Source organism: Paenibacillus sp. GbtcB18 (genome assembly GCF_019091125.1).
Lineage (GTDB): Bacteria > Bacillota > Bacilli > Paenibacillales > NBRC-103111 > Paenibacillus_F > Paenibacillus_F chitinolyticus.
In genome coordinates this window covers 174,909-186,990 of sequence record NZ_JAGXJX010000008.1, presented here as the reverse complement: position 1 = coordinate 186,990, position 12,082 = coordinate 174,909, and the positions used below count along the sequence as shown (strand labels likewise).

Below are 12,082 nucleotides of genomic sequence, written 5' to 3'. Positions count from 1 at the left end.
GGCAATCTACAAGCTCACCATACCGGCGTCCTAGCTTTAACCACTTAATAAACGGGAGTGACTGAAAATATGCAATTGCAAAAAGGACAAAAAGTCAATCTTACCACCGGAAGAAACAACCTAGTTAAATTAACCATGAAGATCGGCTGGACTGCTAGTTCCAACATGAGTATTGATGCTGCAGCTTTTATATTATCTGCTCGGAACTATTGTGAGAGGGATGAGGATTTTATATTTTACGGTAATCCCACAGCTGTGAACGGAGCCGTGGAGCATTCTGCAACAAGTTGTAAGGGTGAAGAATCTATTCATATTAATTTGTCCGAACTGCATGAAACGACTGCCAAAATCGCCTTTACTGTAACCATTCATGAAGGAGAAAAACAAGGCCATTTTTTCAAACATGTAACCGATCTATATCTTCGATTAATCAATTCGGAGAGCGGGGAAGAATTGCTCCGATTTAACTACGGATCTGATTTATCTAACGAAACGGCCATAGTGGCAGGTGAGTTATACAGGTACGGAAGCGAATGGAAATTTTATGCGATTGGTAGCGGGTTTTATGGTGGACTTGAAGCATTATGTACAAACTTTGGACTTGAGGTTATCAACGAGGAACCAGAGACAGCTGCATCTTCAGAATCCATGGAGGAGCCGATTCTTTCAACCATTGATTTGCGCAAAAAAACAGTAAAAAATGCCTTGATAAAGAAAGAAATGGTTCATGTTAAGGCTAGGGTAGGTATTGTAATAGATATTTCAGGCTCTATGCTCCCCTTATACGGTAATGGTACTGTGCAAGAAGTTGTGGAGCGCATATTAGCGATAGCTTGCCATTTCGACGATAACGCCTCCCTGGATGTGTGGGTGTATGATCAATATTTCAGCCGATTACCAGAGGCTACGGAAAAGAATTTTGACACGTACGTGGTAGACCATATACTTAATAATACTAACATTCATAAGTTCGGCATGAATAACGAGCCTCCCGTTATGGAAGATGTGATTCACAAATATATAAATGAAGAAAATTCCGACCTTCCCGTGTTTATTATCTTTATTAATGATGGCGGGGTAGTTAAGTCTATTAAGAAAGTTATTGCTAACGCCTCTGTCCAACCGATTTTTTGGCAGTTTGTCGGAATAGGCTATTCAGATTTTAAAGTATTAAAAAATTTGGACACAATGGAAGGGCGAGTCGTAGACAACGCCAATTTCATTCATTTAAATGATATTAGGGTTGTTAATGATGAGACGCTCTACGACCGGCTTTTAAATGAATTTCCGTCATGGATTAAAGAAGCGAAACTAAAAAGGATAATCAGGTAATTAAAAAGGGTCATGTGAAGATTAATTATCTTCCATGGCCCTGATTAGCAGCTTGAAATAGCACAATCAATTAATCTCAACTTCGTTAAGTTCTGCAATGGACTCTGCTTTTTCCGTTGCTGCACTCATTATTAGATAAACGAATAGAACCGTAATTATAAATCCTCCAAACATTATAAACACCCCAATCACTTTTTTGAAAATATATGAATGGTGTTGAATATATATGCTTGCAGGATGTCCTTTTCTACTATTTTTTATTCACTAAATAACGAATGTTCCTTTATTATCATTTCTTTCTCAATATGAGTCGCTAAAATACCAAGTTTAGGCTGCTGTAAGCTCACTTCGTGTCCAAGGAAACTTTTTAAAGCCAAATAAGGAAAATTGATGCCACTCAGACAAGAGATATACAAGCCCCCCGAGGTGCGCGGGTTAATCTCTAAAAGTTTAGGTACGTTATTTTGGTAAATAAACTGAATATTAAAATTGTACATAAGCGGCAGTACTTTGTGTATGGCATGGGACAACTGAATTAACTCGGTATTTTCCTCAAGCTCGCGAATTCTTCCCTCAACCTTTTTTCTGGGAACAGCTGCAAGAAGCCCGTCTTTGTTTCCCAAACAATCCACACTGTACTCATGACCCTCCAGCAATTCCATAACCATCAGGCTTTCGAAGCGATCCACACTTGATAGGATCCGAATTACCTCTTCAAGAGATATGCGATTAGTTACGGGTTCGAAAAGACTATTTATATTTTTAGGACTCTCTTCGATTATACGAAAGCCCGCTCCGCCTTCACCTTGTGCCGGTTTAAAGCAAACTCGGTGACCCTTATCCTTTAATACCTGATAGGCAGCTTCAAATTCAGTAACGGTACTTACGATGGAATAGTCCGGCAGGGTGAGGCTTTCAACCGGTTTTAGCGCCTCGAACAATCGTCCCTTATCGGCAACGATATTTAGAAGCTTATAATCCCCGCTTAACAGCAATCCCGTGCCTATTTTTTCGAATTCTGCAGCATGCAACGAAATTTCGGTTAATCCAAAATGCGGAATAAAAATATCAATTTGATGATATCGACAAAATTCAATACAGTATTGAACATATTGATCTAGGGGCAGAATAGGCTCTAATTCAGCATAATCAGCAACCTGCAGCATAGGGGAATGTTTTTTAGGATGAGTTGCATAAATTTCAAATTTTAGGTGATCCGAGTTTTTACGAATCATTTCCACATAATGACTAGCTGCAGAAAATGTACGATTAAACCATATTCGTTTTTTCATAATGTCTCCTTTTTTCCGCTTTCGTTCCAGACACCATGCTAATCGCTTCTTTAATTCCTTCAAGAAGTTCTTCAGAAGCTTTTATTCCAGCACTTTCAGTAAACCTATATACGCTCGAAAACCTGTAAGTATCAAACAGTTCTCCATGTCCCGGAGCAAAAATAAAATCAGCAGCTAGCAGCATACTTTCATCTAATAATGAATCACCTGACGCTGCTATATAAGAAGCCCCTATTCTTGTCTTCAAATGAAGCAGCGCAGCGCCTTTGCTTATTCCCGATGGGATCATATACAATTTACGTCCTTGGATGGAGAGGGTCCAACCGAGAATGGACAGTTTATTTCTTAAATTTTCGATGATAGAGGCAGGTAGCTTATCACGTTCGATGATAATGACATAAAATATACCATCACATAATCTCCCTCTCAGCGCCCATTCAGGAGACGACATCTCATCGAACAAAGCCTTTACCTCATTATGGGTTGCAGAGGTTTTTAAAGCAGTCTGAACTATTGCCGACCACTCAACATCAGGAACACCATCAAAAAGAATATTCGCCCCATTACTTGTAATGGCATATTTAGGCGTATATGTGTTTACGATATGAAAAACTCTTTGATACTGCTCTATTGTTCGAGTCGTGACAGGAATGAACGTAGCAAGTTGAGAAATATCATTCAAGAGAGATAAAGCTTGTTTGGACATAAATGAAATATATTCATCCTCGTAAAGCTCGACCGGAATAAGATCTTCATCATTAATTCCTTGACCCATGGATGTTTTAGAGTAAATTAGGGTTCGATCTAAATCACTTGCGAAAATCATTCTATTCACCGCCTTTAACCGGCTTAATGATTCCACAGCAAGAATAAGTCAGCCCAGGATAGACTTCAACTGGTACATGACGGTCTTGCGCTAGTAAAATAATGTGTTTTAAATTCGGGTTATCCAGACGATCAACAAGTATCTTCCATGGGATTCTTCGTAATAAGACCCTTGTCGTTTCCCCAACACCCGGTTTAACAAGATTAACGTCGGTAATACCAAAATCCTTTTGAATTCGTTGGATATCTTTCATACCTTGCCAGCTCGCATGAGGTTTAGAATCCATTAGCCGCTTAGACATTGTCTTGGCCTCTTCTGAGATTTCAGCAAAATAGGCAGATACTTTATCCACAAAAAGGTTTGAAAGATCTTCAGATAACCACTCTTTATAAAACTTTGCTCCATGAAACTCGTCCGGACCTATGAGATCATCGCGGAGTACTGTTCTGCTCATTAAACCGGAAACAGTGGAGTTAAGGCATGCACTCGGGATCAAAAAGTCTTCTCTTGTGCCATAGGTTTCCGAACATCGGCCTGGATCAGCTAATACCGCAAGGTCGTCATTAAGTGTAATCCCTTTATGGAGAAGCGCTTCCCTAGCCTCTTTTAAAACATTGCGAATAGCGCCTTTCCCTGTCCAGCCATCAATAAATTGTATATCCATACCCGGGTGATTCTCTATCATATATAAAATAGCGTTTTCATCAATGCCTTTTCCTCGAATGATAGAAATACTGTAATGCGGCAGGTTTACATTATACATGCTCTTGAGGTATCTCTTAATTAAAATACCTATCGGTGTACCTGCCCGTGCCAAAGAAGCTAAAACGATATTCAGACCTCGCTTTGATACGATAAGTTCAGAAACAATGCCGCAAGCAACCGCCACTCTTCTCGCCGTGCTCTCTAATGTATCAAGGAATAATTGGATATATTCATCCGTTGGTTTGTATTCAACAGGTAACATCTCAGAGTAATGTGTTCCCGATTGTATGGCTGCTTCTCGATCCCCCGTCTCTTTTTCAAGGACTACATTACTCAAATCCTTCAAGAGAAAAATTACATCTTCGGATTTATAGCTTCCTATCGGAGCAGGTGCTTGTATTTTTCTATTTTTGTAATCGTGGAGATTCACTTGGGCAAGTCCTCCTAATTAAATTTATTTAAAAATGAACGATATGAACGGCTGGGACTGCTGTAGATTCCAAAGCTTCTAAAAAAGAAGCGAGATTGTTCTCATCGGTCTCACGTTCGATAAACACAAAAATTTCGTCATACATATCCTTGGAAACATTGTAGAAGAAATTAGGAATTTTCGAATCATCCGGAGAATCAAAACGATAAACAGTATGGATAGCGTAAGAAGGTTCATTATTGGGATGAATAGGACTTCTGGTACTTGATTGATAAGAAACTCCACTTCCCATTTCGGCTGCAATTCTCATGGGTATATACATAAACTCTCCCATTCCCATGCATAACGTTTTTTGACCGAATCTACAAGATTTAAGGAATTTAGCGCAGTCCGCGACTTGCTGGTCCAATTCACATGTGTCTTCGCCATTCATGCCAAAGCGGCCGGTTAGTTTCAAAAAGGGGATATCGTTATTCATATTTAAAGAATTTCTCGATGAAAAAGGCAGCTTATGAAAAAAATGTCCTACATGATGTCTTTTTAGTTGAAATTGAGGATTAGAAGAAGTCCTGGTTTTGTCTGCATTCAATTCAATAGAAGTGCCTGCAACAGAAATTTGACCTTGTATCAACGAAAGACAAGTAATCGTGATACCTAGCTCCTGCTCGGTCTGACGGAAACGTTGGATGTCTTGTTCAGAACGCCAGTCAAGAAGACTTGCTACAACGTATCTGGATCTGGGATGTTTCTGCTGAAGATCTTGAATGATATTCAAAGCAGTCTTGCCTGTTGTAATTTCGTCATCCACTAGAATTACGGGTTCATTCCCCTCAAAAAGCGTTTCGTTTAAGGCGTAACATCTATGAGCGGTTGCATGAGAATGTTCTTCTTCAAATTTTAAAATAGGTTCTAACTCATTAACGATGTCTCGTGTGGTGTGAAGGAATTTAGTTGGCCCTGAAAAAATATCGAACATACTATGTCCAAGAGCAGTTGCAGTCTCCGCAAACCCAATAAACAAGGTTGGTTCTGACACACGCAGAGGGGCAGATTTAATCGATTTATACCTATTTTCTGCCTGATCTTCATTATCAAAAGCTTGTACAAGATCCTGGAGACAATGAGGCTGTGGTCCACCAAGATGGTTTTGCAGCAAAATTCCCAAGGCTGCACCGCTAAGTAAAGCGACATTGGGATTCACAGCTAAGTGTTTACCAAGAACTTTACTCACAAATAAAAAGCTTCTTTTTTTATTGATTCTTGCAGCCATCTTAAAAAAGGTATCTAACGGTAGATTTAATTCATTGTGGGTTATCTCGATTGTTACTTGGAGATCTCCAATAATATTATACAAACGCTTTTTCTTGGACGAACTCGTCTTGTCCGATAAGTAAGGAAGTGAAGTTTTTGTGTTCATGTAGCACCCCGTATACTTGAGAACGAAATAAAATCCGATTAGCCCAATTGAGATGGGGTTTGATTTCGTTCATTTTATTGTTATATTGACTTTTAAATACTCCCAGGCTTCCATTATTATTAGCAATCATGTTTGTGGCATCAAGGAATTCTTCATGCGTTACCACGTAAAGAGATTGCACAGGAAGATTGTGAGTAGGATGTATAATTGTTTTTCCAATGATACCATTTTCTTTGTCCAGAGTGACTTCACGGAGTAGTCCATCCACGTAAATATTAATGAATTCATGTCTCAGTTTTCGGCCGGCAGATCCAGCTGAATCTTCGAATGGAGTTTCTCGAAGCTGGGGTTTTAGCAGCCGGTCACTTTTGAAATATTCCCAAACGGGCCCGGATATCACGAATTGATCTTCTACCCTTCCGAAGACGTTTATTATATCCGCGATACAATCCCGAATAACTCCAATATCGTAAATGGTCATATCAGGACCCCTGCGAAGACCAAAAAGACTAGAGAAATCAGTAGCCCCGATCCTGACGTTCAATACATATTCTTTATATTGCTCCAGCAAATCCTTGATTCCGAGTAATGAAATTGTCCTTGATTCACGGTAAATAACATCAGATGTTTCCAGAATAGGCATTCCGTAAAGGGTTGGAAAACCGGTTTCTTTTTTTTCATTGTAATTACTGATCGTTTCAAGATAACGGCGTCCATTTTCTGTACTGAATTTGGGAAGCGTAAATCCTGTAACAATACGAATAACTTCTCCAAGTTTCTTAATCATATAATCTAATTGCTCCGGACTACGCACTCGAATGAAGATCAGCGGCAGCTTGTCTTCATCAATAGAGCCGCTCTTTAACAAAGAATAGACCTTATATAACTGTTTATATAAAGATTCTTCTGCAAGGCCCACTTGCTTTTCTCCAATTGCATCTTCCAAATCAAGGACCATTGAAACAAGCCCTTTAACTCTGCCGGATACGATCTCTTCAGCAATTTGCTGTCTGGTTGCAGGCATATATAAAGCGGCTCCGACAGCATGGGAAAGAATATCTTTGCTAGAGTAATTCGAAAAACAGACAGGCTTTGAATAAAATAGCGTTTTCTCTTCTTCGCTGCTCAAATAATTGAAGTAACGCATTTTTTAACCTCCAGCAAGTAATTAAAACTTTATCTGTTCATAAACAGGTAAACCTGATCATTTTCAAGAGGATAAAAATATCCCCCCTGCTCCGAGACGGGATATTTCCAAAAGGGATATTTAGGCTCGTCCGTTTAATTAAATAGACTCTGAAGATTTTTCCGACTTTTTTCTAAGTGTACTCAGAATCATGGCTCCAACAAATACGGCTATCAAAAGTACAAAGAATAAAATATGAGACATTTCGTAGCCTGCTACACCCGCAAGCATTTTAGCTCCGATAATGATAATAAGAATAAATGCGGCTTTTTCCAATTCGGGAAAACGTTCAATAAGCTTTAAGAACACTTGAGCCACACCGCGCATCATAAGTACGCCTAAAATTCCTCCCAAGAACAATACCCATACTTGCTCGCTAATTCCAAAAGCTGCAATTACACTATCAACACTGAATGCAATATCCATAAGCTCAACCGTTAAGACAGTACGCCAGAATCCCGCACCTTTGTTTTCAACATCTCCTTCATCATTGCCCTTTCTGGCAATATACGGTAGGAAGGGCACGCCACCTATACGAGCAAATCTGAATTCCAAATCAAAGAGATTGCTGCACGCAATCCACAACAGATAAAGACCTCCGACAATCTTAACCCAAGTTATTTTGACTAGGAAAGTACCGATACTGATGGCAATAAAGCGGAAAACATAGGCCCCGACTATACCATAGAACAAGGCTTTCTTCTGTTGATCTTTAGGCAGGTGCTTTACCAGTACAGCAAGTACTAAAGCATTATCTGCAGAAAGCAGTCCTTCAAGAAGAATCAGTGAAGCAATAATTCCCCAGTTTACCGGATCGGAAAGTATCGCGGTCGTATGTTCCCAGTTAAAAAACTCCAGAAAGTTATTGAGGAAACTTGCAAAAAAATCATACATTATTGTATATCCTTCCGAAGTTTATAGTTATTTTCTTCCGGCTACCCATCTTAAATTCCAACCATAAGCTTGATCCAATTTTTGATGATCTGAATGATAGTCCACTAATCTTTCTATACTGAAGGTCTGGTTATTAACATTTTTAATCATCGCTATCGCGCACATTCTTTTGTTGTTATCATGTTCATTAAGCCGTACTTCGATCTCCGGACCCTCACTTTGTTTGATAGTGACAACCCCATCTGCCTGTGACCAGTTCGTTATTCCTTGATAAATGAATGCAAACACAACGATTCGATCGATGGCCGAAATAAACTTTCCATTAATCCTCAAATTTTCACCGGAAACAACAGAACCCGTTCGATCGTCACCATCAAGGGCTATATAAGGGAAGGAGTCAAGAGATCCGAATACATTTCCAAGCGCTTGAATGACGCCTTTGCTTCCGTCCTTCATTTCATATAAACAGCCGAGATCGAGGTCTATTCCTTGGGATCCGAAAAAAGACTTTGTTTTCTTCTGATTCCAATTTAAATTGATCAGTATTTCACCGATAGGGCCCGATCCTTTTTGTAGATTGATCGCATCCCCTCGTTTTTTTAATTCGATCTTTTTCAGATTAATAGGAGAAGCCTGCGTAGGTTTCGAGGCAGCTGTGATTGTAGGCTGTTCAGGAGGTTTAGGTGGCAGCGTAGTTTTAACCTCTGATTTAACTTTAATTCCAAAGCTGCCGCATAGGGCCTCAAGACCACCGGAATAGCCCGATCCAATGGCATTAACTTTCCATTCGCCCTTGTATCTATACAATTCTCCTACTACAATTGCAGTTTCTACGGAGAAGGCTTCTCCGATGCTAAAACGGATTAATTCTGCCCCGTTGGAAGGATCAATTATTCGTAAATAGCTATCATCAATGAGTGAAAAGTTCTGCTTTCTTTTCTCGCCTTCATAAATCGTTAAAGCAAAAGATATCCGTTCATATACGGGAGGAACATTTTGAAGATTAATTGAAAGCTGTGCTTGATCCGCTAGTCCTGAATATGCCTGTTTATTAGATTCAATAACGGAAATTGAATGGTTGGGTCCATGAGGATTCCCGTAAAAAATTAAATCTTCATCCTTCGTCACCTTCGATGATGCAGACAGTAGAAATGCAGAAAAATCAACTTCAATTGAACTATCGGATGTTTTCCAACCCATCCCTACAATTATGTTTTTAGTCGAGGGATTTGTTTTTGTGAGATCAGCTTTCTGACCTTTTACCAATGGAATGGGCATAAAATCAACCTCCCAAGGCGATATGGAGGATGCTGTACAACTACAGCATCCTGGTTTATTGATTACTGGGCATCCAATCCGTAATTCTTACAAAGCGCTGCCAGACCGCCGCTAAAACCGGAGCCGATTGCTTGGAACTTCCACTCGCTGCCTTGACGGTAAAGTTCGCAAATTACTACTGCAGTTTCAAGGGAAAACTCTTCTCCGAGATCATAACGAAGCACTTCTCTTCCCGAAACTTCATCCACTAGCCGAACAAAGGCGTTTGATACGTGCCCAAAATTTTGATTGCGGGCTGCTGCATCATGTATGGTAACTGTAATTCCGATTCGTTCAATCTCATTGGGAACCTTCGAAAAGTCGAGTTTGATCTGCTCATCATCCCCATCACCTTCACCCGTACGATTGTCACCCGTATGAATCACGGCCCCATTATAAAGGTTGGAATTGTTATAAAAAAGGAAATCTTCCATACCTTTTGCCTTTCCGTCAGCCCGAAGAAGAAAAGCCGAAGCATCAAGGTCGTAGTCCTGGCCCGTATTATATTTGTTAATATCCCAGCCAAGGCCGATAATAACTTTAGTCAATCCTGGATTAGTCTTAGTAAGATCAATCCTTTGACCTTTTGATAAACTTATTGTCATTTCATTCACTCCTTTGAATAGGCTTTAGAATGTGGGCATAAAAAAGGCCGCCTGTCATGAGACGGCCTTTTTTTGTCAGTTGAGGCCAAAATCCTTCACAAGGCCTGCAAGTCCATTTTGATACCCGCTGCCAACCGCGCTAAACTTCCATTCAGCACCATGACGATATAATTCGCCTACAACAATTGCAGTTTCTACCGAAAAGTCTTCGCCCAGATCATAACGAATAATTTCCTCATTTGTTTCCTCGTTTACGATGCGAACGAATGCATTTGAAACTTGGCCGAAGTTCTGATTGCGCTCTTGTGCTTCGTGAATAGTAATACAAAACGACACTTTTTGAACTTCAGCAGGAATCGATGCAAGATCCACTTTCAACTGTTCGTCATCGCCATCGCCATCCCCAGTACGGTTGTCTCCCGTATGTACCACAGAGCCGTTAGCATTTTGGTTGTTGTTGAAAAAGACGAAATCTTTGTCCGAAGCAGCTTTGCCTGCGTCATTCAAACAAAATGCAGATGCATCGAGATCAAAGTCTTTGCCGCCATCATATTTATTAGTGTCCCAGCCAAGGCCCACAAGTACTTTTTTTAGACCGGGATTTGTCTTCGTTAAATCGACCTTTTGGCCTTTTGAGAGATTGATAGCCATGAATTTTGTCTCCTCACCAGTTATGAATTAGATATAGCGCTGTGCCAATATATTAATGTGAGCAGCATGAGCTCCCTCGCCAATCGCATTAAACTTCCACTCACCGTTATGGCGGTAGAGCTCGCCAACGATAAGAGCGGTCATTCCCGCATAATTGTCTGTTAGGTTGAAGCGAAGCAACTCTTGGTTGTTCGAAGGATTAAGAACACGAATATAAGCAGATCTGATCATACCGAAGTCTTGGCCACGCTCTTCACATTGATAGATATTTACACATGCAAGAATCTTATGAACATCTGCAGGTACCTGATTCAGTGAAATTTCAATCTGCTCATCATCGCCCTCACCTTCGCCGGTCAAGTTATCTCCGGAGTGGCGAACTGAACCACAGGGACTTTCAAGATTATGGAAACAGACAAGATTTTGTTTTCTCAGTAGCTTTCCATTTTCCCCCAAAAGTATCGCCGAAGCATCACAGTCAATATTCGCCTTGATTTTCTTAGTACCAAAGAACCCCTTCTTCTCAGCTTCTATAGGGTCCCATCCCAGGCCTATGGTAACGTTTTTTAATCCGGCATTACTTTTGGTTAAGTCTACTTTTTGGCCTTTCACCAAAGAAATTGTCATTTTTCACACCTCCTCTCAAGTAAATATTTCCCTACTTAGATTATAGTCTAGATGCTACAAGATAGGCAATTTTTGGACAACATTTTTCGATATATTTTGCCATTACGGTAGAATAATTTATTGGTTTTAAGTTTCTAGCTGGATTATTGAAAAAAAGAACCTCCTATCTAGGATAGGGGTTCTGGTTCTAAAGGCCTATATCATAAACCAAACTCGCTTGGATTTAAACCAAGTACATGACAAATATCTCGAACAACGGACTTCTCTTGCTCATCAAAGTCTCCATCAGCTGCTCCCACAGCACAACATACACTAATGATAACGCGTGCTACCTCAGGTTTCGTTTTAAATTTACCGATTACTCGGAGGGCTTCTTGCTTTCCAACCATTACGTCAAAGTCCATATTTCCTGCATAATAATTAAAACGCTCAATTACTTCACTCATATTAAAAACATTTAATTCAGGACTTCTTCCCAGATAACCGGCCATTTTTTGTTTTTCAGAAGCATCTATTGTTCCATCCGCAACTGATACAACTGCGCAACCCGCCACAATCGCCTCAAGCAAGTCTTTACTTTTGTAGCGTTTAACTCCATCCATAACATTTCCCTTTGCCCGTGATAACCAATTTGAAAATGAACTCAGTGTGCTCACTGTCATTCCTCCATGAATTATATTTTTTATTACTTTAATAATAGAATTACTTCTCTTTAATTTCAACTATTAGGAAGACACATCGTTTATTTACTGAAATACATCTATTACTTTACAAAAGTAATAATATAATCACACCTCTGA

12 protein-coding genes and 1 pseudogene are annotated in these 12,082 nt (G+C 39.8%); 2 read left to right on the top strand and 11 right to left on the bottom strand.

Annotated elements, in window-relative coordinates:
• Positions 1-69 precede the first annotated feature (69 nt).
• Together KVT34_RS31980 and KVT34_RS31975 are read left to right on the top strand one after the other, a co-directional pair.
• Positions 70-585, top strand: a pseudogene (locus KVT34_RS31980) (TerD family protein); the annotation flags it as partial.
• Positions 586-648: 63 nt separating this feature from the next.
• The gene (locus tag KVT34_RS31975) at positions 649-1,332 is read left to right on the top strand and encodes a vWA domain-containing protein (protein ID WP_254635073.1); all 684 of its coding nucleotides are present in this window, start codon (positions 649-651) and stop codon (positions 1,330-1,332) included.
• Between the two features lie 257 nt (positions 1,333-1,589).
• Here KVT34_RS31975 and KVT34_RS22200 read toward each other — a convergent pair whose 3' ends face one another.
• The 11 genes from KVT34_RS22200 to KVT34_RS22150 form a co-directional block, all read right to left on the bottom strand.
• Positions 1,590-2,624 (bottom strand): ATP-grasp domain-containing protein, encoded by a 1,035-nt coding sequence (locus tag KVT34_RS22200; RefSeq protein WP_217561180.1) that lies wholly within the window; start codon positions 2,622-2,624, stop codon positions 1,590-1,592.
• Positions 2,602-3,450, bottom strand: a complete 849-nt coding sequence (locus KVT34_RS22195) for an HAD family hydrolase (RefSeq protein WP_217561178.1) — start codon at positions 3,448-3,450, stop codon at positions 2,602-2,604. Before KVT34_RS22195 ends, KVT34_RS22200 begins: the two co-directional genes overlap by 23 nt.
• Before the next feature lies 1 nt (position 3,451).
• The gene (locus tag KVT34_RS22190) at positions 3,452-4,585 is read right to left on the bottom strand and encodes a cysteine protease StiP family protein (protein WP_217561176.1); all 1,134 of its coding nucleotides are present in this window, start codon (positions 4,583-4,585) and stop codon (positions 3,452-3,454) included.
• A 28-nt stretch (positions 4,586-4,613) separates the two neighbouring features.
• Complete coding sequence (locus tag KVT34_RS22185) at positions 4,614-6,002, bottom strand: phosphoribosyltransferase family protein (protein ID WP_217561174.1); 1,389 nt, start codon at positions 6,000-6,002, stop codon at positions 4,614-4,616.
• Complete coding sequence (locus KVT34_RS22180) at positions 5,932-7,149, bottom strand: HpcH/HpaI aldolase/citrate lyase family protein (RefSeq protein WP_217561172.1); 1,218 nt, start codon at positions 7,147-7,149, stop codon at positions 5,932-5,934. Before KVT34_RS22180 ends, KVT34_RS22185 begins: the two co-directional genes overlap by 71 nt.
• A 138-nt stretch (positions 7,150-7,287) precedes the next feature.
• The gene (locus tag KVT34_RS22175) at positions 7,288-8,085 is read right to left on the bottom strand and encodes a TerC family protein (RefSeq protein WP_483311453.1); all 798 of its coding nucleotides are present in this window, start codon (positions 8,083-8,085) and stop codon (positions 7,288-7,290) included.
• Positions 8,086-8,109: 24 nt separating this feature from the next.
• On the bottom strand, positions 8,110-9,360 hold the full coding sequence (locus KVT34_RS22170) for a TerD family protein (protein ID WP_217561168.1): 1,251 nt from the start codon (positions 9,358-9,360) through the stop codon (positions 8,110-8,112).
• Positions 9,361-9,422: 62 nt separating this feature from the next.
• On the bottom strand, positions 9,423-10,004 hold the full coding sequence (locus KVT34_RS22165) for a TerD family protein (protein WP_217561166.1): 582 nt from the start codon (positions 10,002-10,004) through the stop codon (positions 9,423-9,425).
• Between the two features lie 75 nt (positions 10,005-10,079).
• Positions 10,080-10,655, bottom strand: coding sequence for a TerD family protein (locus tag KVT34_RS22160; RefSeq protein WP_217561164.1), 576 nt, complete (start codon positions 10,653-10,655; stop codon positions 10,080-10,082).
• Positions 10,656-10,682: 27 nt separating this feature from the next.
• Complete coding sequence (locus KVT34_RS22155; RefSeq protein WP_217561162.1) at positions 10,683-11,282, bottom strand: TerD family protein; 600 nt, start codon at positions 11,280-11,282, stop codon at positions 10,683-10,685.
• A 200-nt stretch (positions 11,283-11,482) separates the two neighbouring features.
• The gene (locus KVT34_RS22150) at positions 11,483-11,929 is read right to left on the bottom strand and encodes a tellurite resistance TerB family protein (RefSeq protein ID WP_217561461.1); all 447 of its coding nucleotides are present in this window, start codon (positions 11,927-11,929) and stop codon (positions 11,483-11,485) included.
• Positions 11,930-12,082: the final 153 nt, after the last annotated feature.